Origin of the sequence: Streptomyces liangshanensis (assembly GCF_011694815.1) — a bacterium.
Lineage (GTDB): Bacteria > Actinomycetota > Actinomycetes > Streptomycetales > Streptomycetaceae > Streptomyces > Streptomyces liangshanensis.
In genome coordinates, this window is the sequence record NZ_CP050177.1 from 3,449,960 (window position 1) to 3,476,539 (window position 26,580).

The 26,580-nt window shown below is 68.6% G+C and carries 23 protein-coding genes and 2 pseudogenes; 15 read left to right on the forward strand and 10 right to left on the reverse strand.

Going from position 1 to position 26,580, the window contains the following annotated elements; translation table 11 throughout:
* Positions 1–93: 93 nt before the first annotated feature.
* Positions 94–666 (forward strand): sugar O-acetyltransferase, encoded by a 573-nt coding sequence (locus HA039_RS14875; protein WP_167029332.1) that lies wholly within the window; start codon positions 94–96, stop codon positions 664–666.
* Positions 667–729: 63 nt separating this feature from the next.
* Here the strand turns inward: HA039_RS14875 and HA039_RS14880 are convergent, their stop codons facing one another.
* Positions 730–1,644, reverse strand: a complete 915-nt coding sequence (locus HA039_RS14880) for an NADP-dependent oxidoreductase (RefSeq protein ID WP_167029335.1) — start codon at positions 1,642–1,644, stop codon at positions 730–732.
* 116 nt (positions 1,645–1,760) lie between these two features.
* On the opposite strand from HA039_RS14880, the gene HA039_RS14885 reads away from it, so the two are divergent.
* Positions 1,761–3,452, forward strand: a complete 1,692-nt coding sequence (locus HA039_RS14885) for a bifunctional 3'-5' exonuclease/DNA polymerase (protein ID WP_167029338.1) — start codon at positions 1,761–1,763, stop codon at positions 3,450–3,452.
* A gap of 445 nt (positions 3,453–3,897) precedes the next feature.
* On the opposite strand, the gene HA039_RS14890 is transcribed toward HA039_RS14885, so the two are convergent.
* On the reverse strand, positions 3,898–5,193 hold the full coding sequence (locus HA039_RS14890) for a hypothetical protein (protein WP_167029341.1): 1,296 nt from the start codon (positions 5,191–5,193) through the stop codon (positions 3,898–3,900).
* Between the two features lie 67 nt (positions 5,194–5,260).
* Positions 5,261–5,803 (reverse strand): SigE family RNA polymerase sigma factor, encoded by a 543-nt coding sequence (locus HA039_RS14895; protein WP_425086343.1) that lies wholly within the window; start codon positions 5,801–5,803, stop codon positions 5,261–5,263.
* Positions 5,804–6,045: 242 nt separating this feature from the next.
* Here HA039_RS14895 and HA039_RS14900 point away from each other — a divergent pair, with 242 nt between their 5' ends.
* From HA039_RS14900 to HA039_RS14910, 3 genes are read left to right on the forward strand one after another with little or no spacing between them, the layout of a single operon-like run.
* Positions 6,046–7,059: a heavy metal-binding domain-containing protein gene (locus HA039_RS14900; RefSeq protein WP_167029345.1), complete on the forward strand. Its 1,014-nt coding sequence runs from the start codon at positions 6,046–6,048 to the stop codon at positions 7,057–7,059.
* Positions 7,060–7,085: 26 nt separating this feature from the next.
* Complete coding sequence (locus HA039_RS14905) at positions 7,086–7,976, forward strand: heavy metal-binding domain-containing protein (RefSeq protein ID WP_243869439.1); 891 nt, start codon at positions 7,086–7,088, stop codon at positions 7,974–7,976.
* Positions 7,969–8,520: a hypothetical protein gene (locus HA039_RS14910; protein ID WP_208298616.1), complete on the forward strand. Its 552-nt coding sequence runs from the start codon at positions 7,969–7,971 to the stop codon at positions 8,518–8,520. The genes HA039_RS14905 and HA039_RS14910 overlap by 8 nt, the downstream gene beginning before the upstream one ends.
* Before the next feature lie 65 nt (positions 8,521–8,585).
* Here HA039_RS14910 and HA039_RS14915 read toward each other — a convergent pair whose 3' ends face one another.
* Positions 8,586–10,094 carry a glycoside hydrolase family 3 protein gene (locus tag HA039_RS14915; RefSeq protein ID WP_167029348.1) on the reverse strand — a complete coding sequence of 503 codons (1,509 nt, stop codon included), beginning with the start codon at positions 10,092–10,094 and terminating at the stop codon, positions 8,586–8,588.
* Positions 10,095–10,600: 506 nt separating this feature from the next.
* Between HA039_RS14915 and HA039_RS14920 the strand changes: the two genes are divergently transcribed.
* Genes HA039_RS14920 through HA039_RS14940 form a run of 5 tightly spaced genes read left to right on the forward strand, consistent with a single transcriptional unit; the run spans position 10,601 to position 16,098 of the window.
* Positions 10,601–11,665 (forward strand): phytanoyl-CoA dioxygenase family protein, encoded by a 1,065-nt coding sequence (locus tag HA039_RS14920; protein ID WP_167029351.1) that lies wholly within the window; start codon positions 10,601–10,603, stop codon positions 11,663–11,665.
* Positions 11,647–12,966: a DUF6271 family protein gene (locus HA039_RS14925; RefSeq protein ID WP_167029354.1), complete on the forward strand. Its 1,320-nt coding sequence runs from the start codon at positions 11,647–11,649 to the stop codon at positions 12,964–12,966. Before HA039_RS14920 ends, HA039_RS14925 begins: the two co-directional genes overlap by 19 nt.
* A gap of 8 nt (positions 12,967–12,974) precedes the next feature.
* Complete coding sequence (locus HA039_RS14930) at positions 12,975–14,225, forward strand: type III PLP-dependent enzyme (RefSeq protein WP_167029357.1); 1,251 nt, start codon at positions 12,975–12,977, stop codon at positions 14,223–14,225.
* Entirely contained in the window at positions 14,226–14,819 is a 594-nt protein-coding gene (locus HA039_RS14935; protein WP_208298617.1) for a GNAT family N-acetyltransferase, read from the forward strand. It abuts the gene before it with no gap.
* 7 nt (positions 14,820–14,826) lie between these two features.
* The gene (locus HA039_RS14940; RefSeq protein ID WP_167029360.1) at positions 14,827–16,098 is read left to right on the forward strand and encodes an MFS transporter; all 1,272 of its coding nucleotides are present in this window, start codon (positions 14,827–14,829) and stop codon (positions 16,096–16,098) included.
* On the opposite strand, the gene HA039_RS14945 is transcribed toward HA039_RS14940, so the two are convergent.
* Entirely contained in the window at positions 16,072–17,412 is a 1,341-nt protein-coding gene (locus HA039_RS14945) for an acyltransferase family protein (RefSeq protein WP_167029363.1), read from the reverse strand. The genes HA039_RS14940 and HA039_RS14945 overlap by 27 nt on opposite strands.
* 123 nt (positions 17,413–17,535) lie before the next feature.
* Between HA039_RS14945 and HA039_RS14950 the strand changes: the two genes are divergently transcribed.
* The 3 genes from HA039_RS14950 (at position 17,536) to HA039_RS14960 (ending at position 19,674) form a co-directional block, all read left to right on the forward strand.
* Positions 17,536–18,348 (forward strand): class I SAM-dependent methyltransferase, encoded by an 813-nt coding sequence (locus HA039_RS14950; protein WP_167029366.1) that lies wholly within the window; start codon positions 17,536–17,538, stop codon positions 18,346–18,348.
* Positions 18,349–18,422: 74 nt separating this feature from the next.
* A complete protein-coding gene (locus HA039_RS14955; protein WP_167029369.1) occupies positions 18,423–19,037 on the forward strand; it encodes a cysteine hydrolase family protein in 615 nt (204 codons plus the stop codon).
* Between the two features lie 238 nt (positions 19,038–19,275).
* The gene (locus HA039_RS14960) at positions 19,276–19,674 is read left to right on the forward strand and encodes a nuclear transport factor 2 family protein (protein ID WP_167029372.1); all 399 of its coding nucleotides are present in this window, start codon (positions 19,276–19,278) and stop codon (positions 19,672–19,674) included.
* A 345-nt stretch (positions 19,675–20,019) separates the two neighbouring features.
* On the opposite strand, the pseudogene HA039_RS34600 reads toward HA039_RS14960, so the two are convergent.
* From HA039_RS34600 to HA039_RS14985, 5 genes and pseudogenes are all read right to left on the reverse strand, one after another.
* Positions 20,020–20,429 (reverse strand): annotated as a pseudogene (locus HA039_RS34600) (winged helix-turn-helix domain-containing protein); the annotation flags it as partial.
* Positions 20,430–20,556: 127 nt separating this feature from the next.
* On the reverse strand, positions 20,557–21,645 hold the full coding sequence (locus tag HA039_RS14970) for a DNA cytosine methyltransferase (protein ID WP_167029375.1): 1,089 nt from the start codon (positions 21,643–21,645) through the stop codon (positions 20,557–20,559).
* Positions 21,642–22,808, reverse strand: a complete 1,167-nt coding sequence (locus HA039_RS14975) for a DNA cytosine methyltransferase (RefSeq protein WP_167029378.1) — start codon at positions 22,806–22,808, stop codon at positions 21,642–21,644. The genes HA039_RS14970 and HA039_RS14975 overlap by 4 nt, the downstream gene beginning before the upstream one ends.
* A gap of 152 nt (positions 22,809–22,960) precedes the next feature.
* Positions 22,961–24,154, reverse strand: a complete 1,194-nt coding sequence (locus tag HA039_RS14980) for a 5-methylcytosine restriction system specificity protein McrC (RefSeq protein ID WP_167029381.1) — start codon at positions 24,152–24,154, stop codon at positions 22,961–22,963.
* Positions 24,155–24,156: 2 nt separating this feature from the next.
* Complete coding sequence (locus tag HA039_RS14985; protein ID WP_167029384.1) at positions 24,157–25,770, reverse strand: McrB family protein; 1,614 nt, start codon at positions 25,768–25,770, stop codon at positions 24,157–24,159.
* Positions 25,771–26,086: 316 nt separating this feature from the next.
* On the opposite strand from HA039_RS14985, the gene HA039_RS14990 reads away from it, so the two are divergent.
* Both HA039_RS14990 and HA039_RS33975 read left to right on the forward strand, forming a co-directional pair.
* Complete coding sequence (locus HA039_RS14990) at positions 26,087–26,311, forward strand: hypothetical protein (RefSeq protein WP_167029387.1); 225 nt, start codon at positions 26,087–26,089, stop codon at positions 26,309–26,311.
* Positions 26,312–26,363: 52 nt separating this feature from the next.
* Positions 26,364–26,510 (forward strand): annotated as a pseudogene (locus HA039_RS33975) (DNA cytosine methyltransferase); the annotation flags it as partial.
* Positions 26,511–26,580 lie beyond the last annotated feature (70 nt).

The following is a 26,580-nucleotide window of genomic DNA, read 5'->3' on the forward strand; positions in this document are numbered from 1 at the left end:
CGGTACGACTACCGTGGGCGCCTCCGTATCGCGTCCTCGGGTGCGATCGATCCGCACTTCGAGTGCGTCCCGCATCCGACGAGAGGACCGTCCGTGGGCGAGAACAAGCGGCGCATGCTGGCCGGGGAGTGGTACGTCGCGGACGACGAGGAGCTGGGCGCGGACACCGAGCGGCGCTTCGCGCTCTGCGCGGCGTACAACGCCGGCGGCGGCGCGGCGCCCGCCGACCGGGCGGGGATCCTGGCGGAGCTGCTCGGTTCGGTCGGTGAGCGGGTGAACATCCGGCCGCCGTTCCACTGCGACTTCGGTACGTACATCAGCGTCGGGGACCGTACGTTCGTCAACTTCAACGCGGTGTTCCTGGACGCGGCACCGATCACGATCGGGGCGGACGTCAAGATCGGCCCGAACGTCCAACTGCTCACGCCGCTCCACGAACTGGACACGGAACGGCGGCGGGCGGGGTGGGAGCGGGCGGCTCCGATCACCATCGGGGACAACGTGTGGCTGGGGGGCGGGGTGATCGTCTGCCCCGGGGTGACGATCGGCGAGAACACGGTGGTGGGGGCGGGGGCCGTGGTGACGAAGGACCTGCCGGCGGGGGTGCTGGCGGTGGGGAATCCGGCGCGGGTGATCCGGTCGCTGACGGGGCCGGAGTCTGGCTGAGGGGGGCGGGCGGGGCGCTCGCTGAGGGGGCAGGGGTCTCGCGACCCCGCCGCCCCCGCCGCGTTACGGCACGATCACCAGCTTTCCGTTCGCGCCGCCCTGCTCGATCCGCGCCTGTGCCTCGGCCGCGCCGGCCAGCGGGTACGTCTCCGCGATCCGGAGGAGCAGGTCGCCGTCCGCCGCCAGCCGGGCGGTCCGTACCAGGGAGTCCCGCCGCGACTCGTCGTCCGGCGCGCCGGACGTCATCGTCACGCCGTACGCGGCGGCCTCCCCGTCGGCGATGGTGACGATGCGGTCGGTCGTACCGCCGCGCAGTTCGATCGAGTCGGGCAGCGCGCCCCGGCCCGCCGCGTCGAAGACGGCGTCCACGCCCTGGGGCGCGACCTTGCGGACCCGTTCGACGAGACCCTCGCCGTACGCCACGGGGACGGCGCCCAGCGAGCGCACGTAGTCGTGGTTCGCCGGGGCCGCCGTGCCGATGACGTTGACGCCGCGCGCCACCGCGAGCTGGGCGGCGACCGCGCCGACGCCGCCGGACGCGCCGTGCAGGAGCAGGGTCTCGCCGTCGGCCACCGCCAGCAGGTCCAGCACCCGGTTCGCGGTCTCCCCGGCGATCGGGACGGCCGCGGCCTCCGCCCAGCCGAGGCCGGCGGGCTTGGGGGCGATGACGTCGGCGAGGGCGTACTCGGCGTACGAACCGGTGGCGCACCACCCCAGCACCTCGTCGCCGACGGCGTACTCCGTCACTCCCTCACCGGTCTCGTCGACGACACCGGCGAATTCGAGGCCGGGGACGTACGGCAGCGGGGTGGGGAAGAAATCTTTCAGCCATCCGTGGCGGATCTTGTAGTCCATCGGGTTGACGCCGGCGGCCTTCACGGCCACCCGGACCTGGCCGGGGCCCGCGTGCGGTTCGTCGATGTCCTTGAGGCGCAGTACCTCGGGGCCGCCGAACTCCTCGAACTCGATCGCCTTCATGCCTGTCTCCGTGGGGGTGGGGTGGGGGTCGTGTTCCTGTGGGCTCGATCCTGTCGCCTCCCGGGACCCCGGCCGGTCGGACCTGGCTGTCAGACCCTCCTGCGAAACTCGTTCCCATGACCGATCGATGGGCTGTCGCGCCGACGGACGGCGGCGGCGCGCTGCTCGCCCCGCTGGGCGCGGACGGGCGTCCGGCCGGGCCCGTGCTGCGGGAGCCCGACCTGGTCGCGGCGGTCAGGCAGCGGCTGCCGGAGGTCGGCCGGTGGGTGTGGCGGTCGACGGCGGAGACGTATCCGCGCCTGCTGGCGGCGGGGGTACGGGTGGAGCGGTGCTACGACATCGAGGCGGCCGAGCAGCTCCTCCTCGGCCACGAGGGCCGGCTCGGCGAGCCCCGGTCGGCGGCGGCGGCCTGGGCGCGGCTGCGCAACGGGCCCGTACCGCCCGATCCGCCGCCGCGCTCGGCGGCGCCGGGGTCGCAGTCGTCGCTGTTCGAGCAGCACGCGGGCGCGGACGTCCCGTTCGAGGGCCTGTTGGAGGTGTACGCGCGGCAGCAGGATCGGCACGGGGAGGCCGAGCACCCGGGGCGGATGCGGTTGCTGACGGCGTCGGAGTCGGCGGGGATGCTGGTGGCCGCCGAGATGCACCGCGCGGGGCTGCCGTGGCGGGCGGACGTGCACCGCGAGGTGTTGAACGAGCTGCTGGGCGAGCGGTACGCGGGCGGGGGCGAGCCGCGGCGGCTGGCGGAGCTGGCGGACGAGGTGTCGGCGGCGTTCGGGCGGCGGGTGCGTCCTGACCTGCCGGCCGACGTGGTGAAGGCGTTCGCGCAGGCCGGGATCAAGGTGAGGTCGACGCGGCGCTGGGAGCTGGCGGAGATCGACCATCCGGCGGTGGAGCCGCTGATCCAGTACAAGAAGCTGTACCGGATCTGGACGGCGCACGGCTGGGGGTGGCTCCAGGACTGGGTACGGGACGGCCGCTTCCGGCCGGAGTACCTGCCGGGCGGTACGGTCTCCGGCCGCTGGACGACCAACGGCGGCGGGGCCCTCCAGATCCCCAAGGTGATACGGCGGGCCGTCGTCGCGGACGAGGGGTGGCGGCTGGTCGTGGCGGACGCGGACCAGATGGAGCCCCGGGTGCTGGCCGCGATCTCGCGCGACCCGGGCCTGATGGAGGTGGCCGGGCACGGCGGCGACCTGTACACGGCCCTGTCCGACCGCGCGTTCGCGGGCGACCGCGACCACGCGAAGGTCGCTCTGCTGGGCGCGATCTACGGCCAGACGTCGGGCGACGGGTTGAAGAACCTGGCGGCGCTGCGGCGCAGGTTCCCGCTGGCCGTGGCGTACGTGGACGACGCGGCGAAGGCGGGCGAGGAGGGCCAGCTCGTACGGACGTGGCTGGGGCGCACGAGCCCGCGCGCGGCCGGGGCGGAGGACGACGGGGAGGCGGGGATCCCGCAGGAGGGCGGCGAAGCGGCGTCCGGGGACGGCGAGTTCACCCCCGGGTACGCGTCGACGAACGGGCGGGCGCGCGGGCGCTTCACGCGGAACTTCGTCGTGCAGGGCAGCGCCGCGGACTGGGCGCTGCTGATGCTGGCGGCGCTGCGGCGGTCGACGGCGGGACTGCGGGCGGAGCTGGTGTTCTTCCAGCACGACGAGGTGATCGTGCACTGCCCGGAGGAGGAGACGGCGGAGGTGACGAAGGCGATCCACGCGGCAGGCGAACTGGCAGGCCGCATCGCCTTCGGCGAGACACCGGTGAGGTTCCCGTTCACGACGGCAACGGTGGAGCGCTACTTCGACGCGAAGTAAGGGGCCGGCCGGCCGGGGGCCGCGGAGGGGCGGGGTCCGGCCCCGGGACGACGCGGACCGCGAACGGGAGCAGCGCCGACTCCGGACCCGACGCGGGGAAGGCCGCCGCGAGCGGGAGCGGTGAGCCCGGACGGCGCGGGTGCTGGGCCCGTCAGGGGGCAGGCCGCCGGCCCGGACTGCCGGGCTGCGGCGGGGCAGGCCCCGGTGCTGGAGCGACGCGGGCCGCGAACGGAGCGGCGTCGGCTCCGGCCCGGCGCGGGGCGGGGTCCGCGAGCCGCAGCGGGCGGACCGGACTGCCGGGCCCCGCAGCGGCGCGGGTACCGGGCCGGGTGCGGGTGGGTGCCCGGCGCAGGGTAGGGCCCGGCGCAGGGTGGGTGCGTAGCGGGTGGCGGGAGCCGCCGGGCCCCCCGGCTCGGCGGATCTCGGTGCCTCCTCGTGGGCGGCCCTAGCGGGCCGTTCGCCACTTCTCGCTGGTGGCGAGGGCGGTGAGTTGTTCGATCGAGAGCACGGGCGCCTCCCGGGTCGCGTCGGCGTGGAACCCGGCCGCGTTGAGGGCGGAGACCACCACCCGGAGCCCGTCGGGGCGCAGGGTGTCGACCGTCCACATGACCGCGCCCTGACCGCCCTTCTCGCTGGGCTCCTTCTTCGTGCTGAGGAGCGTGCCGTCCGGCAGGGTCGTCGAGCCCGCCCCGAACAACTCGCCCGCGACGTCGCCCATGCCGGCCTGCACGTTGATCTGCACGAAGCCCGCCCCCTTGCCGTCGTCCACGACGGCGTACGCGTACTCGTCGCCCTGCCCGCCCTGGTCGAGCACCTTCACCCCGGCGGGGAGCAGGGACAGGAACGTCTGACGGACCTTCTTCGGCGCGGTCCCGGCCGACCCGCTCCCGCCCGCCCCCTTCGGGTCCGGGGTCGTGGAGGGGGCGGCCGACCGGGTGGGGGCCTTCGCCGGGCCGGTGGCGTCCTTGCCCGACGGCGCGACGGCCAACTCGCCCAGCGGCCCGTTCCACGCGTTCGACGTCACCAGGTCCCGCAACTGCTCGACGCCGAGCGGTGGTTCGGGCCGGGAGACCGGAGCCCCCTTCTCGGCCGGGGAGTTGTACTCGGTGACGTCGACCAGGAACCGGTCGGTCACCAGCGTCGCCTGCCACCGCTGGACACCCTGCGGCTGGTCCGGGTACTCGTACCCCTGGAAGATCCGGAGCGTCGAGCCGCCGAGCAGCGTGGTGAGGGAGCAGCCCTTGTGCGGGACGATCGCCCGCGGGGGGCACTGCTTCTCCGGGATCGCGGGCTCGCCCGACACGCGGGTGAGGGTGAGCGAGATCCCGGCCCGGCCCTTCCCGTCGTCGAACACCCCGGACACGAGGGCGCCGTGCGGGTCCCCCGGCCCCCGGGCGGTCACCTCACCGAACGTTCCCCGGGGAAGCAGCCCGGTGAGGATCCTGGTCAGCTCGGCCCCGGACGTCTCCTTCGCGGAGGCGGACAGCGCGGGCAGCGCGACGGACGTGTCGCCCTTCCCCGTACCGTTCCACCACCCCCCGCCGTACGCCCCGCCGACACCGACCACGGCCAGCGCCACCACGCTCCCGGTCACGGCGGCCCACCGCCGCCGGACCACCGTGCGGCGGCCGCGTGCCAGTCCGCCGTCGACGAGGGCGGAGCGGTCGGGGGGCTCGAAGGCGTCGCCCGTGGCTCGCAGCGCCTGACCGATCCTGTCCTCGAACGGCTCTTCGATGGGCATGGCTGATCCCACTCCTAACTCATGGTTCATGGAACAGCGCCGGTTCCGGGCTGAGGTGGTACGACGGTCAGTGGTCGGCGAACTCGGCGAAGGCTCCGCCCAGTTGCTCGCGCAGCTTCGCCAGCGCCCGTACCGAACGGGTGCGTACGGCCGCCGGACTGCACTGCATCGCCTCGGCGGTCTCCTCGATGCTGCGGTCCTCCCAGTACCGCAGCACCACCACCGCCCGGTCCTTCGGCGCGAGCCGGCCGAGCGCGGCGAGGAGCGCCACGCGCAGCGCGGGGTCGTCGGCCGAGTGGAGGACGGCCTCGGGTATCGCCTCGACGGGACGTTCGGTGGCCGAGCGCCGCCGCCGGTGGGTGAGGAACGTACGGACCAGGACGGTCTGGGCGTACCCCGCCGGGTTGTCGATGCGGGCGACGCGCCCCCACAGCGCGTACATCCGGCCGAGGGTCTCCTGCACCAGGTCCTCGGCGAGATGCGTGTCCCCGCTGGTCAGCAGGCACGCGGAGCGGAACAGGGGGTTCGTGCGGCCGGCCGCGAACTGTTTGAAATCGTCCGCGCGGGTCGTGCGCACGATCTCGCCGCCGCTCCGCCCCCTCACCCCCATGAGGGCCATGGTCTCCCCGTTCCGTGAACTGCTCCGGCTTCCCGGCCTTACATCTGTCTGACGCGCCGGCCGGGCCGGAATGTTTCAGGGAAATCCTCGGCGATCCGCGGTGGGCGCCACCGAGCGGGTCCGGCGCTCGTCGCTCGACTGGATTAGGGTGAAGAGAGGCACAAAAGAGACAGAAAGCAGCACCGGCGCACAAGCTCGGACGATCCTCGCGGTCAGCGACAGGTGGTGGGCGGATGACGGTCCCATGGAGCGGCGCAGGCCTGCCCCCCGCCGCCGAGCTGCGCATCACCGAGGCCCAACGAAGCGGAACGTGGTCGTCCGCGCTCTCCACCAGCGCCTTCGCGGCGATCCGCTCGGTGGGTTTCGAGCCGGTCGGGCAGGCGATGGGGTCGACGGTCTACCAGGTCGGGCGCGCGGGGCGGTTCTGGGGCTACTACGACTGCCTCTACCTCGGGGCCGGCTACACGATGTCGTCCGCGCCCGGCCAGGTGGCCCTGTCCGGGGACGACGCCCCGTCGGCCGGGCTCGTGCACGTGTTCGACGAGGCGCGCCGTACCGCACTGGGCAGGCTGGCGGCGGAGTGCACGGCGCTGGGCGGCGACGGGGTGGTGGCGGCGGAGTTCACCATGGCGCCCTTTCCCTCGCAGCCGAACTGCCTGGAGTTCAAGGTGATCGGTACGGCCGTCCGGGCCAGGGGTGAGGTCCGGGCCCCGCGCCCCTTCACGTGCCACCTGGACGGCCAGGGCTTTGCGAAGCTCGTCGCGGCGGGCTGGGTGCCGGTGGAACTGCTGGTCGGCATGTCGATCGGCGTACGCCACGACGACTTCGGCACCCGCTCCCAGGCGTTCTCGTGGAACAACACCGAGGTCGGCGCGTGGAGCGAGCTGGTCGGGGACGTACGGGCCGACGCCCGGCACCAGCTGGAGCTGCAAGGGACCCGGGCCGGGGGCGACGGCGTGGTCCTGGCCAGCGGTGACCTGCGGATCTGGCGGGAGTCGTGCGTACGGGCATCGCGGTACGGCACCGAGGCGGAGGACCACGTGGCCGAGTCGACGATGATCGGCACGACCATCGCCCGCTTCCGGACGCGCGCGGAACGGCCGCCGACGCTCGCCGTGATGCCGCTGGGGCGGCGGGGCGAACGACTGCGGCGGCGGCTCGCGGCGATGGAGGCCAGTCCGTACGGGGATCCGGCCGAGCGCCGCCGGCTCGGCGCGGAACTGGAGGAGTTGGGCGACCAGGGATGACACGGCCCGGAGGAAGAGGTGGAGACGTGAGTGGTGACAGCGCGGACGAGGGTACGTACGACGTCGGCCCCATGGACGCGGCGCCGGATCCCGGCGCCGCCCCGGGCGACCAGGGCGTCCCGGTCGACGCCATGCGCAGGCTGGCGGCGCTGGAGCCGGGGAAGGCCGGTTCGATCTTCACGAGCGACCTGTCGGTGAACGAGTTCCTGCTCGTACGGGAAGTGGGCTTCCGGCCCATCGGCCTGGTGCTCGGCAGCTCGATCTACCACGTGGGCATCCAGCTCGGCCGGTGGAACAAGAACCAGGAACTGGAGACCCTCAGCCAGGCGATGTACCACGCCCGCGAGTTGGCCATGACCCGGATGGAGGCCGAGGCCGCGCAACTGGGCGCGGACGGCATCGTCGGGGTGCGACTGAGCGTCGAGGCACGGGAGTTCGGCAACGACATCGCCGAGTTCATCGCCATCGGCACGGCCGTGAAGTCCGACCACCCCGCGCCGGGCGGCACGGCCTGGCGCAACAACAAGGGCCAGCCCTTCACCTCGGACCTCTCGGGCCAGGACTTCTGGACCCTGATCCGGGCGGGCTACGCGCCGCTCGGCATGGTGATGGGCACCTGCGTCTACCACATCGCGCACCAGCGGATGGGGTCCACGTTCTCCAACTTCGGCAAGAACGTGGAGATCGAGAAGTTCACCCAGGCCCTCTACGACGCCCGCGAGTTGGCCATGGCGCGGATGCAGGCGGAGGCGGAGGAGCTGGACGCGGAGGGTGTGGTCGGCGTGCAGCTGAACGCGCACAACCACCGCTGGGGCGGGCACACCACGGAGTTCTTCTCGATCGGTACGGCGGTACGGCCGCTGCGCTCCGACCACGAGATCGAACGTCCGACGATGGTGCTGAGCCTGGATGGGTGACGCCCGCATGGACCAAGGCCAGGGCCAGGACCCGGAGCGCGGCCAGGACGGGACCGAGAACGAGGCGCAGGGCGAGGCCCTGTTGCCCGCCTCCCCGGCGGAGCCGGACCTCGCCCCCGTATCTCCCCCGGACGCCGGAGAGCCGAACCCCGCCCGGACCGTCGACACCCTCGCCGCGGCCCTCCGCAGGGACGCCGCGGACCTGGAGATCTACGGCCAGGTGCTCAGCGGCTCGCTGGCGGTGGCGCTCCCGCCCGGATCCATCACGCTGGACCGCAGGCGGACGCTGTCCGACCGCCTCGCCGGCCGCGAGGGCCGGGTCGAGCGGGTGGAGATCGCCCTGGAGGACCAGCGCCTCACGCTCACCCTCACGCACGGCCACCCGGTGGCCGAGGTCGCCAAGATGGTGCGGGGCGTGGTGCTGTCCCGTACCCCGGTGGGCCTGGACGAGTGGACGCGCCGCCTCGCGGCGGCCATGGCCGCCCGCTCCCGCTCCGATGCCGAGGCCCGCGCGGCCCTGGAGAGACTGATCCTGGAGGGCTGAAGCGCGCGGGCCCGGGCGCCGGACATCCGCCGACGGGCAACGGGCGAGCGGGAGCTGACGGTACGTCAGGCGCCGACCAGGACCTCGGCCGCCGCGACGCCCGAGGCCGCGGTCGCGCCGTGCGTGAAGATCTGGAGAGCGCCGGGGACGGCCGAGCCGGGCAGGCCCATCTCCACCACGATCGCGTCGGGGCGCGCCGCCGTGAGGTCCGCGAGGGCGCGTCCCATCCACTTGTTCCGGGAGGCGTCCCGTACGACCAGGACGATCGGCCGGCCCGACGCGGGCGCCAGCGCGTGCTTCTCCAGGACGGTGGAGTCCGCCTCCAACTGCTGGTGGTGCACGCGTACGAAGGTCGTTCCCGGCAGCCGCTCGCGCAGCGGTACGGCGACGCCCCACGGCGTCTCCTTGCCGATGGCCAGGTTGTTGGACGGCACCAGCTCCACCACGTGGGGCGCGGCCGCCAGCGGGAGGACGCCCTGCGTCGTACCGCTCGTACGGATCGCGCGCCGCGCGGCGACGAAGCCGATGTCGCCGCTGACGGGGTCGACCGGCACGCCCTGGCCCAGGCGCGTGGACCACTCGGCGAACTCGGCGACCCGGCGGGAGGCTTCCGCGAGGCGGTCCTCGGCGAGGTCCCCGGAGGACACCGCGCGGACGAGGGCGTCGGCGAGGAGGGCGACGGTGGACTCCTCCGCGCTCTCGCCGCCCACGCAGATCGCGTCGGCCCCGGCGGCGACGGCCATGACCGTGGCGCCCTCGATCCCGTAACGGTTCGTCACCGCGCCCATCTCGATGGCGTCGGTGACGATCAGTCCGTCGAAGCCGAGTTCCTTGCGGAGCAGGCCGTTGAGGACCCGGCTGCTGAGAGTGGCCGGCAGGTCGGGGTCGTACGCGGGGACGAGGAGGTGGGCGCTCATGACCGCGCGCACCCCCGCCTCCAGCGCGGCCCGGAACGGGGGCAGTGCCTGCGCGGCGATCTCGTCGAGGTCCGCGTCGTAGGTGGGCAGGCCGTGGTGGGAGTCGACGGCGACGTCCCCGTGGCCCGGGAAGTGCTTGGCGCAGGCGGCGACCCCGCCCGACTGGAGGCCCTGGATCCACGCGGCGGCGTGCCGGGAGACCAGGCCCGCGTCGACGCCGAAGGACCTGACGCCGATGATCGGGTTGTCGGGGTTGGAGTTGACGTCCACGCTGGGCGCGTAGTTGAGGCTCACGCCGGACGCGTGGAGCTGGCGGCCCAGGTCGCGCGCGACGGACTCGGTCAGCTCGGGGTCGTCCACGGCGCCGAGGGCGAAGTTGCCGGGCCGGGTGGATCCGGTCGACGACTCGATGCGGGTGACGTCCCCCGCCTCCTCGTCGATGGCGATGATCAACGAGGGCTTCTCGGCGCGGAGTTGGGACGTCAGGCGGGCGACCTGTTCCGGCGACACGATGTTGCGCGCGAAGAGCACGACGGAGGCCAGACCGTCACGGATGTCGCGCAGGATCCACTCCGGCGCCTCGGTGCCCACGAAGCCCGGCTGGAGGACGGAGAGCGCGAGTCGCCGCAGCTCTTCGCTGCGCTTGCTGGAGGACATCGGCTGGGCCTTCCGGTAGTGCCGGATGACCCGGCCCTTGGTACAGACCAACGGATATTCGCCTAGCTCAATCGGCAGTGTCAAGACACCCCCTCGGCCCCGGGCGCCGACGTTACGCCGCCCGTACCGCCGTTCTCGTCACCCCACCGACACCAGCCGTGACCACCGAATAACGAGGCGATTCTCGTAACCTCTTCGGCACTATCCGTGACCGCCAAACCGGAATCCGCTCACCTTCTTACCGCGGCGGGAATCATTGCCCATTCATGCGGTTGACACGGAGCCGCTGGTCTAGTCCAATTTGTGATGCGCGAGTTCGCCAAGGGACACGAGGGGGCGCAAGGGGCTGGCGGGGCGAACCGTCTCTGGGGGGACGGTACGTCGGCGCTGACCGCTGTGTGTATCAACTCCCGCACGGACAGCGACTGCTGACTGACGCTATGCCCCGCCGCGTGAACGGCCCGGGAGCGATCCGCTCAAGCAATTTCGATCATTGGAGCGACCCTATGTCGGAGCCCGACAACTATCTCTATCGAGCGCCTTCGGACGTCCCGTATTTCAGTTCGGACGGCGAAACCTATCTCGCGCAGACGCAGTTGCGGGATCTCCGGAAGACACAGAAGCTCCGCGTGCTGTCGGAGGAGGACTTCGCCTTCTGGCAGACGTACGGCTACATCGTGGTGAAGGAAGCGATCCCGGCCGTTTCCGCGAAACAACTCCTCGATTTCGCCTGGGAGTTCCAGGGCCTTGATCCGGAACGGCCCGACACGTGGTACGAGGAGAAGGAGTTCCGCTCCGACCTCGAACGCGAACTGCACATCTACGGCTTCGTCGAGGCGTACCACCACCAGCTCATCTGGGACAACCGCCAGACGCAGCGCGTGTACGACGCGTTCGCCGACGTGTGGGACTGCGAAGAGCTCTGGGTGAGCCTGGACCGGCTCAACCTCAACCCGCCCAACGTCAAGAACCGCGACCGCGCGCACATCGCGCCCACGGAGCGGGGCTTCGACATCGACCTCCACTGGGACGTCGACACCACGCTCGGGGTGCTGCCGCAGCGGGTGCAGGGGATCATCGCGCTCGACGACACGCGGCCGGACCACGGCGGCTTCCAGTGCAACCCCGAGCTGTTCCGGCGGTTCGACCCCTGGCGGGTGGCCCAGCCGGCCGACCGGGACCCGATCAGGCCGCAGGTCGACCGTACGGAATTCCCCGTGATCCGGCCCGAGTTGGAGGCCGGCGACCTGCTGATCTGGAACGGCCTGCTGGCGCACGGAGTGGCCCCCAACACCTCCGACAACGGTGTCAGGGCGGTCCAGTACCTCACCATGATGCCCGCCCTGGAATCGCACCGGGAACTGCGGCGTTCGCGCGTCGAGTCGTGGCGCCACCTCCGTACCCCGGAGTGGAACAAGACGCTGGTCGGCGACGCCACGAAGCACGAATCGCTCCGGTACGGGGCCGCCGAGCTGACCGACCTGGGTGCCAAACTGCTGGGTCTCGAATCCTGGGGCAAGCAGGACCGCGAACTGTCGACCGGGGACACCGCGTGCGCAGAATCTGCCTGACCCTTCCGACCAACAGAGCCTGCGGCGACACGATTTCGGCCATCGCCGAAGAAGCGGCCTACGGGGCGGGACAGTTCGGCGTCGAGGTCCACCTGCTGATCCTCGACTCGTCCGACGCCGACACGTTCGCCGAGCACGCGCGGGTCGTACGCGGGACGCCCTCCGTACCGCATGTGATCACCCATCATCTCGACGAGGCCGAACAGCGGGAGTTTCTCCGGCGGGTCATCGAGCGGGCCGGCGCGACCAAGCCGGATCTGCTGCTCGACCTGATGCTGCCGGACGGCCTTTCGTATGGTGCGTGCACCAATCGCGCGTTCCTCATCGCCGCCGCACTCGGCTGCGAATCCGTGCACCGCAGGGATTCGGACAGCCGTTATCAGGCCGTCGACGGGGTGCCCGTCTTTCCCCTCCACCACGAACTCATGTCGCTCGGAAAGCGCGCGGCCGACGCGGCCGGCGGCGTGGACGAGACCACGCTCGATCCCCGGCACGCGGACAAGCCCGTGACCATGGTGGGCAGTTCGTTCGTGGGCGAGATGTCCGTCGACATCGACGAGATGTACCGGCTCGACCGCGACGTCTACTACGACGTGGTCAGCCTGTGGGCCCCCGGCGAGTGGTCGGCGGAGGAGAAGAGGGACCTCGCCGAGGAGTCCTTCCGCGGCGCCGGCTCCGAGGCCTTCACCCGGGACCACGCGACGCTCACCGTCGTGGACCCCATGCACGTCGACATGTGCAACATCGCCTTCCACCAGGTGCATGAATCGGTGCCGCTGCCCCCCGCGAGGGACACCATCGGCAGCGACTACTTCCTCCTGCACCTGGTCCACGATGCGACGCTGCCGGGTGTGCTGCACAACCGCCACATCGTGAACTACTACACGGGTGAGAGGCGCACGGACGCCGGATTCGTCGCGTACCAGACGAGGTTCGCGAAGTTCTTCCTGTCGATGCTCTACTTCAATTTCGTCTACGACAGGATGACGGCGGCCGGCGGGAATCTGCTGGACGACCAGCACCGGGTACGGGTCCCCGAGATTCTCGAATTCGTCAGGGAAAGCGCCGGGCTCGACCGGACGGAGAACGTGGCACGACTGGACACCCTTGACCGGTCCTACCGGAAACTGGGCGGCAGGTACGCCGAGTTCGCCGACGTCCTTCTCGCGCATCGCGAGCGATTCCTGGACGAGGCCCGGCAGGACATCAATGATTTCGCGCTGTTGATCGAGGCATGGGGGCCGATGATGCACGCGAGCCGAGCCACGAGCCTTTACCGGCTCGAACGGCAGTCTGGCTGAAACTGTCGATGACGCACGAGAACACATCCATGCTCACCGCCCTGGCCGCCGCCACCGATGACCGGATCTTCTTCGATCTCGCCGGGATCGAGGCGAGTTACGACGTACTCATCCAAGAACTCCCCGACGTCGCCGTCCGCTTCGCGATGAAAGCCTGTCCGGTGGACGAGGTGATCTCCTGCCTCGCTGAAAGGGGAGCCGGAGTCGACGCGGCGAATCCGAACGAGATCGCGCAGGCGATCCGTTCGGGTGTGCCCGTCGATCGCATTCATTACGGCAACACCGTCAAGTCCGACCGGAACATCGTGGACGCCCACCGGCTCGGAATCCGGGACTTCGCGACCGACAGCCTGGAAGACGTCATGGCGATCGCGGAACACGCCCCCGGGGCACGGGTGTTCTGCCGCCTGGCCACCGACGGGCAGGGCGCTCTGTGGGGTCTGACCAACAAATTCGGCTGCTCGGCCGCGGACGCCGTACGCGTACTGGAAAGGGCCCGCGAGACGGGCCTGACCCCGTCCGGGCTGTCCGTGCACGTCGGTTCGCAGCAGATGACCGCGGAGGCCTGGCGCAGCGCCTTCGACAAGCTGGCCGACGTGCTCGAAGTCCTGCACGAGCGCGGCATCTCCCTCGATCACGTCAACCTGGGCGGCGGCCTGCCGGCGCTCGGCTACCTCAACAAGCGCGGGGAGCGGCTCGATCCGCCGCTCGACAAGATCTTCGCCGTCATCCGCGAGGGCGTCCGGCGGTGCCGGGGGGTGCCGGGGCACGACCTGGGCTTCCTCGTGGAGCCGGGCCGGTACCTCGTCGCCGACCACGGGGCCATCCGGGCGCACGTCTCCCGGCTGTCCACGCGGGGGACGCCGGACGGTGCGCGGGAGCACTGGCTGTACCTGAGCTGCGGGAAGTTCAACGGCCTGTACGAGATGGACGAGTTGCAGTACCGGCTCAGCTTCCCGACGCACCAGGGCGCCGAACTCGTACCGGCCGTCGTCGCGGGACCGACCTGCGACAGCGACGACGCGTACTCCCGTGAGCACGGGTTGGTGGCGGTCCCCCGGACGGTCACCTCGGGCGATCCGGTCTGGGTGCTGTCCAGCGGGGCGTACGCCATCAGTTACATGACGCAGGGCTTCAACGGCTTCAGCCCGCTGCCCTACACGTGCTTCCGGGACGACGGGGGCACGGCGGGACTCGGTCGGCGGGACTCGGCGGGCGGCTCGGTCGGCGCCTCGGTCGGCGGGGAGGGCTGGGAGTAGATGAGCCACGACGTGCGCATCCGGCCGATCTCCCCGGGGGACTGGGACGGCATCGTCGCGCTCGAAGCGGGCGCGTACACCGCCCTCGGGCTGTCCGAGGAGCGGGATGCCCTGGAGTCCCGGGTGCGCGCGTCGCCGGCCACCTGCTTCGCCCTCGACGCCGAACAGGGCGCGGTGGGTCACGCGTTGGCCGGGTACGTGCTGGCGCTCCCGTACCCGGAGCACGGGTATCCGGACCTGACCCGCGCGGAGGAGCCGACCACCGCAGCGTCACCCCACCGGGGTGACCGGAATCTGCACCTGCACGATCTGGTGATCGACGAGCGGCTTCGCGGCCGGGGTCTCGCCAGGACCCTGCTGCGCCATCTCCTCGCCACGGCGCGGTCGGAGGGGTACGAGCGGATCTCCCTGATCGCCGTCAACGGGAGCGACACCTTCTGGGGGGCGAACGGCTTCGCACCCCACGAGGGGGTCGCGCCCGAGGAGGGGTACGGCCCGGGCGCGGTCTACATGTCCAGAGCCGTACCCGATGTGCCGGACGCGCCGGCCGTACCGGATGTACCACCCGTACCAGGGCAAGACGAAGTGAGCTGATCCCACCATGTCCCGTCTCCACGACGATCCCTTCCTCCGGGCGCAGTTGGCGATCGCCGCACTGTTCAGCTCGCTGGGGTTCCAGTACGCCACCTGGGCCTCGCGGCTCCCCGCGATCAAGTCCCATCTCGACCTCAGCGCGGCCGAGGTCGGCCTGCTGCTGATGGCGACCGGCGTCGGCGCGGCGGCGTCGTTCCCGCTGGTGGCCTACCTGATGCGGCGGCTGGGCTCCCGCCGCCTCTCCCTCGTCTCGGCCGTCGGACTGGCGCTCCTGCTCCTCGTCCTGGCGGAGGCGCCGAACTACCCCGTGGCGCTGCTGATCATGGCGGTCGACGGCGCGCTCGTGGCGTGCCTGAACGTCGCCATGAACGCGCAGGGCGCGGCGCTCGAAGTGAAGTACGAGCGCAACGCCATGTCCAAGCTGCACGCGACGTTCAGCGGCGGTTCGCTGTGCGCCGCGCTCCTGGCGTCGGGCCTGAACACCGTGACGTCCACCGTGCTCGTCCACTTCGCGGTGGCGGCCGTCCTGCTCCTGCTGCTGACCGCGTACGCGCGACCGGGCCTGCTGGCGCAGGAGCAGCCGGCGGCGGAGGAGAAGACCGAGGCGGCCTCGGAGACGTCGGGGGCAGCGGGGACCTCAGGGGCTTCGGAGAAGAAGAGCCGCGCCCGGTGGACCCTCCCGGCCGCGATGACGCTGTGGATGGGCGCCGCGATGGCGTTCGGCACGGTCACCGAGGGCGCCATGAATGACTGGTCGGCGATCTACCTCAGGGACGTCGCCAAGGCCTCGGCGCAGCTCGCGCCCCTCGGCATCGCCGTCGTCTCCGGGATGATGGTCCTCGCCCGCCTCTTCGCCGACGGCTGGCGCAGCCGCTGGGGCGACGCGCGCATCGTCCGTACCGGCAGCGCGCTGGCCGGCGTGGGCCTGGCCCTCGCCCTGCTCGCCGGCGGGGTGGTCCCGGCCCTGATCGGCTTCGCCTGCGTCGGCCTCGGCATCGCGGCGGTGACGCCCTGCGTGTACGTGGCGGCGGCGGCGCAGGGGTCGGACGCGCTGACCCTGGTGGCGACGATGGGCACGGTGGGGCTCCTGGGGGGTCCCCCGGTGATCGGCTTCATCGCCAACGGGAGCGGCCTGGTCTGGGGCATGGCGGCGGTGGCGGCCTCGGCGGTCATCGTCTCGCTGTGCAGCACGCAGATCCGCTGGACCCCGCAGCCCAAGAGCGCGGACCCGGACCCCGGTCCCGGCCCGGACTCACTGGACGACCCGCTGGCGGCCTGACGGCCTCACGGCCCGGCCGCCGGATGTCAGGCGGGTGGTCGTCACCAGCGCCGTACCCACGGCGAGGCCCAGGGCGGCCACCACCGGGAAGTGGCCGTCCGGGGCGAAGCCGCGCGTGGCGAAGTGGGCCAGCGCGGCGACGACGGTGGCCAGGCCGAGCCACAGGGGCCAGGCGCGGCGCAGGCCGGGGCGTGGCCGCGTACGGTCGTACAGCAGCGCCTGCCACCGCTCCAACGGCCGCATTACCAGCAGCAGTCCGACGAGGATCGCGCCGAGCAGCAGCAGCCACGGCACGCGCAGCGCCCACCAGGCCCCGGAGCCGAACGCGGGGTCGGGCGCGATGCCGGGCAGGTAGAGGGCGGCGGCGACCACCAGCACGGGCAGCATGTGCCACAGGTAGAGCGTCATGCTCGCGCCGCCGACCCGGCGGACGGCGCGCCGGACCCGTTCGCGGGCGAGGAACCGCCGTACCGCCGGCGCGACGAGCAGGCACAGGCCGACCTGGGCCACCACCCACGCCAGCATCGCGGCCGACGGGGGGTCGGTGTTGCTGGGAGTCTGGCCGGTCACCCGGATCAGGCTGACCGGGAACGGCCCGACCGTGATCAGCGCCACGAAGGCGACTCCCCCGCCCGCGGCCATCAGGAGGGGCACGGACACGCGCCCGTCCCGGGGCAACAGCCCGTCGTGCCAGCAGAATCCCAGCTGGTACGCCACCCCCCACACCAACACGTAGGTGAGCGCCCCGAGGTGTCCCAGGGGTCCGAGGTACGGGTCGTGCCCCGCCACCAGCGCCCCATCGAGCAGCACGGCCGCACCGCCCATCACCACCGGGACGCGGACCCCCCAGCGCCGGTGGGCCGCGTGCAGGGGCGGGGTCAGGGCGCTGAGCAGCAGGTACACCGGCAGGAACCAGAACTGCATCGCCATCGCCCACCCCACCAGCGCGAGCGTGTCCGGGTCCACGCCGACGGCCGCGCAGATCCCGACGGCGAGCAGGACCGCCCCGCTGTAGACGGCCGCCGGAAGCAGCAGCCGCGCCGCCCGCCCGCCGACCCACCCGGCCGCCGTACCCCCCGCCGCCCTGGCCCGCGACCAGGAGCCGCCCGCCGCGTGGCCGCCGGCGAGGAAGAACAGCGGCATGATCTGGAAGCCGAGCGTCAGCCACTGGGTCCAGGGCACGACCGCCAGCAGCTCCGGCGCCCCGATCTCCTCGCCGGGCCCGCGCACCAGACCGGTGATCAGCCAATGCCCCAGCACCACCAGGACGATCGCCCACGCGCGGATGAAGTCGACATAGCGGTCTCTGCCCATGCGTCGTCATGCTGGCGCGGATCGGGCGCGATTCCGCCGGAAGATCCAACACCGCAACCAACTCGTGCCCAGCACGACACCACGCGCCGCCCTCCCTCTCCCCCTCTCTGCCAAACTCACCACATGGATGAGCCCTACACGGACCCTGGCGACCGCGGCTACCTGCTGAACAACCAGCAGGCGGAGGCGGGCGTCCGCTTCGGCGCGCTCGCCGAGCTGTTCGACCCCGTGACGTTCCGCCACCTCGACCGGCTCGGGCTCGGCCCCGGCATGCGCTGCTGGGAGGTGGGCGCGGGCGGCCCCTCCGTACCCCTCGGGCTGGCCGAGCGCGTCACACCCACGGGTACGGTGATCGCCACCGACATCGACACGTCCTGGACCCGGGACGTCGCCGGGGGCGCGATCGAGGTGCTGGCCCACGACGTGGCGGCCGACCCGCCGCCGCCCGGCGTCTTCGACTTCGTGCACGCCCGGCTGGTCCTGGTGCACGTCACCGACCGCGCCGAGGCCCTGCGCCGCATGGTGGGCGCGCTGCGCCCGGGCGGCTGGCTGCTGCTGGAGGACGCCGATCCCCTGCTGCAACCGCTGCTGTGCCCCGACGAGTCGGGCCCCGAACAGCGCCTCGCCAACCGGCTGCGCTCCGGCTTCCGCACCCTGATGGCCGCGCGCGGCGCGGACCTCGCGTACGGCAGGACGCTGCCCCGCGTACTCCGCGAGGCGGGCCTGACGGAGGTCGGGGCGGACGCGTACTTCCCGATCACGTCACCCGCGTGCGCCGTCCTGGAGGACGCGACGGTACGCCAGATCCGCCCCCGCCTGGTGGCCGAGGGCCTGGCCACGGACGAGGAGATCGACCACCACCTGACCCACGTCGCCACCGGCACCCTCGACCTGGCCACAGCCCCCTTGATCTCCACCTGGGGCCGCCGCGCCTAGGGGCGTGTCCGGCGGTCCCCGGTCGGGCAGGCTGTTCCTGCCGCTGATATGTCCCAGCTCACCGAGGAGCCGTCATGTCCGAGACCTTCCGCCTCGATCCCGCGAAGACCGCGCTCGTCCTGATCGAGTTCCAGAACGACTTCACCAGCCAGGGCGGGGTGCTCAACGGTGCCGTCGCCGGGGTGATGGAGAAGACCGGGATGCTCGCGAACACCGTGGCCCTGGCCGCGGCCGCGCGCGCCGCGGGAGTCACCGTCATGCACGCGCCCATCACATTCGCCCCCGGCTACGGCGAGTTGTCCCGGCACCCGTACGGGATCCTCAAGGGAGTCGTGGACGGCTCGGCCTTCGTGAAGGGCTCCTGGGGCGCCGCGATCGTGGACGAACTCACCCCGGCCGACGGCGACATCGTGATCGAGGGCAAACGCGGCCTCGACACCTTCGCCAGCACCAACCTCGACTTCATCCTGCGCAACAAGGGCATCGAGACGATCATCCTCGGCGGCTTCCTCACCAACTGCTGCGTCGAGTCGACGATGCGCACCGGCTACGAACACGGCTACCGCGTCATCACCCTGCCCGACTGCGTCGCCGCCACCTCCCAGGAAGAACACGACAACGCCCTCACCTACGACTACCCCATGTTCTCCCTGCCCATGACGTCGCCCGAGGTCATCGCCGCCCTCTGACCGTACGACCGGACCCGCACCGGTCTCCCCTCCCGCCCCCGTATCCGGGTGATACGGTCCCGCCGCTCGTGCGGCTCTCCCTGCCCCGGAGGCGGGACCGGCACTACCGTGGCAGGCTGTTTGTTGCCGTTGACAGGCCCGGACAACGCGACGCGAACGACACGAATGCGGAGATCCGCACGGCAGAGCCGCTCTCCCCGATCGCGATCCGGCGCATCCTTCGGACGAGGAGCCCCGCATGCCTGACGCAGCCAAGCAACCGGCCGGCAAGGTCAGCGACCTCACACAAAGGGTCTTCGGAAACCTCGACGCCGGCGATGTCGAGGCCTTCATGAAGCCGTTCGACGAGAACTGCACCGTCATCTTCGGAAATCTGGCCCCGGTCACGGGAACGACCGCGCTCCGCGGCCTGGTGGACCAGTTGCGCAGCGTGGTCAAGACGTTCCACCACGGCGTCGTCCACGAGTGGATCGCCGGCCCCGACACCATCCTGGAACTGGCGATGGTCTACGAGCGCCACGACGGCAGGAAGGTCGACCTGCCCTGCGCCGCCGTCCTCACCGTGAACGACAAGGGACTGGTCTCCGATTGGCGAATCTTCCTGGACCCGGCTCCGCTCTACGCCGAACAGGAGTAGCGATGAAGAGTACGAGCGGGCCGGCACCGCTCTCTCCGACCGCCGAGCCGGCACCCCGGCCGCACAGGGCGCGGGAATAGCAAAAGCCCCAGGTCATGGCGAGATGTCCTGGGGCTTCTACAGAGCCGCCTTCGGGATTCGAACCCGAGACCTACGCATTACGAGCTGTCCGATCTTGTTCCGGTGTGGTCCACAGCGGTCCGCAAATCAGCTCGCGTTGCAGGTCACGCCACGCGCCGGACGTCCACGGACCAGCCCGTACTGCGCCGGATTAGGCAGCAACCGAGACTGAACCTAAGACTGGCCCCATCCGTACAGCTCCCGTCCACTCGAAGGGCAGGAGGCCGCCCGGCGGGCCAGCTGCTGCCACGACCAGCCATGGCGCTTCAGCAGCCGCCATGTCCCCTCCACCGTGTAGCTGACATGGAACAACCGTCCGATCAGAGTCTTCACCCCGGCCAGTGTCCCCCGCTGGTCAGCCCAGCCATGGGCGAGCGGACTACGCTTCAACTCCCGCTCCAGCTTCGGAATTTGTTCCGCCGAAAGCTGCGGATGCCCTTCGACCGGACACCCTCCTCGCCAGAATCCCGCCACTGACGGCGCCAGCGCTCCACCGACCGCTCGCTCACCCGCAGCCCGGCCGCGGTCTCCCGGCTCTTTGCGCCACTCTCAAAACGACCGACCGCATCCAGCCGGATCCGCTCTCTTGCAGCCCTCTTGGCATCGGTCAAACCGCCGCCCTGCACGTATCTCACACCCCACAGCTACCGACCCGACTCAGCCCCAGTAAGGCGAACGGCCCGACATCACGCATTCAAGCAATAGCTCCCTCTGTCCGCGTAGTCCACGGGTTGTGCTGACGCTTCAGAGTTCAAAACATGCTTAAACAGCGGCAACGCCTGCACCCCACAAGGACATCTGCACCGGTTCGGAGTCGCCAGGTGTCTGACTTCCGGACAGGGCTGACTTGATGCTCTGCCCAATCGCTTGTGCGAGCAGGGGGGGCACCGCATTGCCGATCAGCCTTGCACCTTCTTCACGATTTCCAAGGAAGACAAAATTATCTGGAAATGACTGAAGGCGCGCCCCTTCGCGAAGAGTGATAGTCCGATGCTCTTCCGGATGACCGAATTTGCCGCGAGTGAAACTGTCGAACCGTGCCGTGATCGTCACCGCTGGCTCATTCCACGACAGGCGTCCGTACGTGTCTAGGTGGCGATGGTTCCCCTGGTGGCATGCGAGCTGGAGGTGCTTTGGAAGATACTCTCGGCCTCCCCCAGGTGGGACGTGCTTGATCCGTTCGATGTTGAGGTCGCTCAGCCTAGCTTCCCTGTAGTGGTTCGCTAGAGATGGATGACTCGACCCGTCTGCGGGTGGCGACGGAAGGTCTCGAATGGCATCCCCCACAGTGCGCGGGGACGGGGTAATCGCCGCAGGCCAAGAGAAATGCGTGCCGGCCGGAAGTCCTACTAGGAATGCTCTCCGACGTTTCTGGGGAACGCCATATTGAGAAGCGTCGAGAATTGTTGCATGAACCTGAAATCCTAGATCCTGTGCGGCCTCTTCCACGGCCCTCAAAATATGCTTCCCGCGCACACTTTGGATGGCGGCGACATTTTCCATAAGGAATGCACGAGGCCGCACCTCTTCGAGCCAGTCGAGATACCGAAGGACGAGGAGATTTCTTGGGTCATCTCGCTCTCCTCTGCGCTGAAGGGAGAAGCCCTGGCACGGAGGTCCTCCAGCGAGCAAATCGACTTGGCCGCGCTTTAGCCCAGCAAGGTCGAGAAGCTCACTCCCGCTGGTAGTGGCGGCGTCAAGCATTTCCGCACGGCATGACAGATTTTTACGATGCGTGTCTACGGCAATCTGGCTGTTATCGAAAGCCAGGCGCACTGAATACCCGGCACGGGTAAGCCCTAGGCTGAGCCCACCCGCGCCAGAAAATGCATCGATTGCAGTAAGCGTCACGGAGTCAGCAACCCTCCGCGCCGGCGGATACCCGGGATCAGCACCGAGAAGCTGCTACCAACTGGCTTGTCAGCCACCTCGAAGAGGCCTACCTCGGATTCCACGGGTGGCATACCTGCTGCGATATGTTCACCGAAAGCCTGAGCAGCCAGCGGAGGCACCGCATTTCCGATTTGCTTGTAACGGTCGTCGAAAGGCCCCTTGAACTGCCAAGTGGCCGGGAACGTCTGCAGGAGTCCGGCTTCCCTTGCAGTCAACCCACGATTTTGCTCAGGGTGGGCAAATCGCCCGCAACTAGGCGTTCGGCATCGAGCAGTGATTGTCGGCGCCGGGCCAGACCAAGGGAGACGTCCGTACACATCCGTATACCCACCGTGGGACCCACGCGTGCGGTCCAAGCACTCCGGACCGACCCCAGGGGGACGCGATCCGCCGTCCTGAGGGACCTGCTTCAGAATCTCGATCGTGGATGGCCGGTGCCGCGATGTGACATGCATCGGGTCGTCAGGATTCGCCTCACCGCTGGAAATATGGGGTAGCTGACCAATCCATTCCTTGACGGTGGCAAACGTTTCTGGCGTGTTTCGAATCGAGGGAAACGTTGGCATTTGATGCAAAGATGCCAGCACTACGGTCCGGAAGCGTTCTTGTGGAACACCAAGCTGAGCCATGTTCATAATCCGCGCCCGAACGCGGTAGCCCGCTTTCTCCAGCTTCGAACGAAATTCGTCGAACAAATCCCATGATCGAGCCGACACGAGGTCAGCGACGTTCTCGACCATAACGACATCTGGTTTGAGTGTGGCCGCCAAATCACCGAACACGCTGAAAAGTTGGTTCCGCCCTTTGCGGTCGCCACGTGTTTTGACGTGTGACGAGAAGCCCTGGCACGGCGGCCCGCCAGAGAGCAGGAACGACCGAGAACCGACTGATTCGCGGATCTGCGCTGCCCACGAACGCCGAGCGGCAGGGTCCTGCAGCGTCAGCAGGTCCATATCGTCCGGCGTGTGGCCGATGTTGGCAGCGTAAGTAGCGTTGGCCCAACGGTCGTTGTCTGCGGCGTAGACCGCCTCAAACTGGCCTGTTGCTGCCAGGCCGGCCGACATGCCGCCGCAACCACTGAAGAGGTCGGCGTATGCCCAACCGGGTTCACCCTTGTCCATGGGATAGATCCTAAGAGCTCGGACTGACAGCGCGGTCTCTGGCGCACCCTCTGAGACCATCGGACCTCGAGGGTGAGCCGGCACAGCCATGGGGACATGACGGCGTGTTGATAACACAGCATGCCTCACCGATCATCCCGACGTGAGCTAAATCACTGCGCCAGCCTCGCGGTCCACTGACCGATCAGGTCGCTCATCACATCCGCTCGCGTGGGATCGACTGCGATGACGTCCACAGAACACCCCGTGCTGATGCGACCTAGTCTGCGGATGCCTGGCGGGCCATGTAGAGCCGGTGCCACCAGTGCAGCAGCGTCGGCCGCGCAGGCTCCAGCGTGAGAGATCAGTTGATATATAGCGTCTTCGGTGACCTTTTCTCCTGACTTCCTATACTTGGCATCGAGTAGTCCGATCCTAGTCGCGCTCCGGATCACGATGTCCGGATCAGCTCTTTTGGCTACAGGTAGTGGCTCTCCCTCTATTGCGTGAAACAAAGAAATTTTCTGCGATTTCCCATCCGTCACGGTGCAGTTGGTGGGTGTCGTATTCCGACAGATGGTGCGCACAGCTTCCTCGAAGATTCGGTCGATGTTCACCCAGGCGCTGAACGGCGAATTACCCGCATTTCGGAAGTTGAATGGCACGCCGCGGATCAGGGTCTTGGCTACTTCCAAGGTCTCTTTCAGGCTTGCGCTGATGTTAGGAGAAGGTGACGTAAGTGTTGGTTCGACAAGCATCTTCGCTCCCGAAAGCATTTGGATGCATCGCTGTACGGCCGCTCTTTCCTCATCGTATTTATTCAGCAGATGTTCGGCCCGGAGGCATGCGGACAAAAGATACCTATTTATCTCTGTATCTTCGGTTAGATTGCGATATCGTATTGCCAGCAAGTCGTGTCGTCCGCGACTCCACAAATTGCGAACCGTTTCGCCGACGTGGATTTTTCCTCTGACACGATTACTGTAGGCGGAGGTGGCTGTGTACTGCTTTTGCGGCCCCAACGCCAACTCCCTCTCGATCATGTCGGAGAATGCTCGCGCAACTGACGCGAGCGGAGGCAGAATTGAACCGGATTGTGCCGCTTGTGAGGCTTGCCGTCGGCCGCTGGAGGACAAACTGAGACACGCATCAACAGTTCCAGGAATCATCTCCTCGATAGTAATAATGAGGTTTTCGTGGACGACGAGAGTGCCAGCATAGGGGCCGATTTCGAGGTCGTAGCCGAAACGATTTGGCCGCACAGAGGCCACTTTGCCTTGAACCCATGAAAGCTGAGACAGCTCTTCGAGGGAAAATCCAACCTCTTCATGCGTGAGTTGAACGCGTCCGTATGTGGTGGCTCTCACATCTATTCCTCGGATGTCGCGCTATAAGTGGGACTTCTCCAGACATAACCATTCTCGATCTGTTCCGGATTGGGGTATGTTGTGATACCGCCCCGGCGGAGGAAGTATCGTAGCGATTCGTTCCAGAGGTCGTGCAGGTCATGTTCATCGCGCATGCCAACGAATAGACCGTGCCCGAAGGGGGCATCTGCTGGCAGACCGTCGAACCACCGAACCACTTGGCTTCGAAGGTCATTTTCCATTCCCGACTCGGTCAAGATTGCTTCGAGAGCATCGCGACTGGGTGGAATTTCGATCTGCCTCAGCCTTCTTACCAATGCGTCGTCCATGTTGATAACGCTTCGATCGGAAGGATTCATGGTTGCAATGATCACGAGGTTCGGAGCAATGGATACCCGTTGATTCAGTCCAGGGACTAGGAATGGGCGGTTTCTATACTCGATGTATGTGAGGAGTTCGCCTAGGACATTGGCGACATCGGCTCTGCTCAACTCGTCGACGATGAGAACGTGCGTCTTATCTGGAGACGCCAGAGCTGCCTCGTTTATCTGCACAAGAGCCCCGGGTGACGGCTCAAAACCACCGCCATTGCTGGGAGCGAGTCCGCCCACGAATTCCTCGTAGGTGAATGCGGCATGGAATTGCACGGTCAAAATGCGCGTGAGGTCCCCTTCCGACAAGGCCATGGCCACTTCCTGCGCCACTCTTGTTTTTCCTGTCCCAGCTGGTCCGACGAGCGCCACGATTTGACGATCGCCATAGCGGCGACACTTCTCGACGATGAGGTTTCGGAACTTATTGTCGGAGTGGGCAAGAATGAGTGTCGGTTTCTCTGGAGCTTCTCCTAGCCAACGCACGTACTCCCCTCGGTCTTCAAACAGTCGCGGCTCAGAGGAGGCCTCAATCGTTTCGTCGATGAGAGGAATAAATTCTGGGTTCAGGTAGCGGTAGCCATCCGGTCGATCGCGATATTCAAGCAAAAGATTTTTGAAGGCTGCGCGAGAAAACCATGTGTCTAGCCTGTCGGACTGGTTGGCTCCCTTGTCGGGGCGACGAGGGCCGAGGACCTGATCCATGATGGCAGGGTCATTCGGATCGTAGCCAGCCTGCGTGCGAGCATTTGCAATCCGTTCGATTGCCGAATCGATTTCTGATTCCTTCAAGCACGTGGTGAGGCACCGCCCCATTTCCTCCCAATGTAGTTTGTTGTCCAGTTTCCTCATCGTGCGCCAGATCGCCAACAGGGGCCTGATGTTAGTTCCCGGCGGATAAGGGTCTCGTGTGAGTGGATTTGCGAGTTGGTACCTAGCGAGGCTAGGGGCCACCATCTGGGCGAGCTGAGCGCGGTAGGTGCCATAGATCTGCTGGCTGAAGTCATCGATGCGCTGATATTGTTCATTGAGGATGGCAAGTAGAGTTTTGCCAATGTCCGTAGACTCCAGCACGCCGCTTTCTTCATATAGCAGGCCGATTCCTCGGAACAATGCCATGTATGTTCTAAAGCGTTGATCTGCTTGATCTTGTAGCTCGGGCGCAACCTGCTTGCTTCTGATCTGCAGATTTTTGCGCACTTCGTCGTAAGGCGGTGCCCAACGTGTTCCCGATGAAGTCAGCATTGCGTGAAGGGCGGCTGCACCTACATCAGCCGGACGTGCCGTGGCACGTAGGTCTGGTACGACATCACGTCCCGAAAGATCCCAGTGTTCTTGCATGGACGTAGGTTGCCATACGGAGGATCTCGCGTGGTGGGTTGCTGAGGACCGAAGCCGTGAGCGGAACAGCGCGGCGACTCCTGCCTAGTGCTGTGGCCGCAAAGGTTCGCCGGGTTGCCTGGCAGGATCTCCCCATGCTCGATGAGAAGCTCGACGCGCTTGCGCAGATGATGGCAGAGCACATGGCCAGGCCGTTTCCCCCCGGCTTCCACATACCCGCATGCTCGACCCAGCTACGGTGATCGGCGTGATGTCCTATTTGGTGCGCTCGTCGCTCAGGCCAGCTCGTTGGTACGTCCGCTACGCGCCGGGGACTCTCGGCAAGGCGCCGGCGGTGGCCCAACTCCCCAACGCCGGCCTCCGTGACCGGCCGCAGCGCACGATGGCGCGGACAGTGTTCAGAGACCGGTTCGAGGTCGACACGGTCGACTTGATCCAGCGCTAACGTTGCTCAGGCTGTGGGCGTCGTTCGACCCCGCTACGTCTTCCTGGAAAACGTGGCGGCGCTCCGCTCGCGGCGGCTGGACGTCGTCGCCGGGGACCTGGCCGCGCTCGGGTATGACGCGCGGTGGACATGTCTACGAGCTGGTGACCTCGGAATCGGCACCCCGCACCCGCAGGACCGGTGGTTCGCAGTTGCCCATCCCGCTGATGCCGACCACGACCACCTCGGACGGCACTGGCGGCCCCGGCACCTCCCCCAAACGGCGCGGG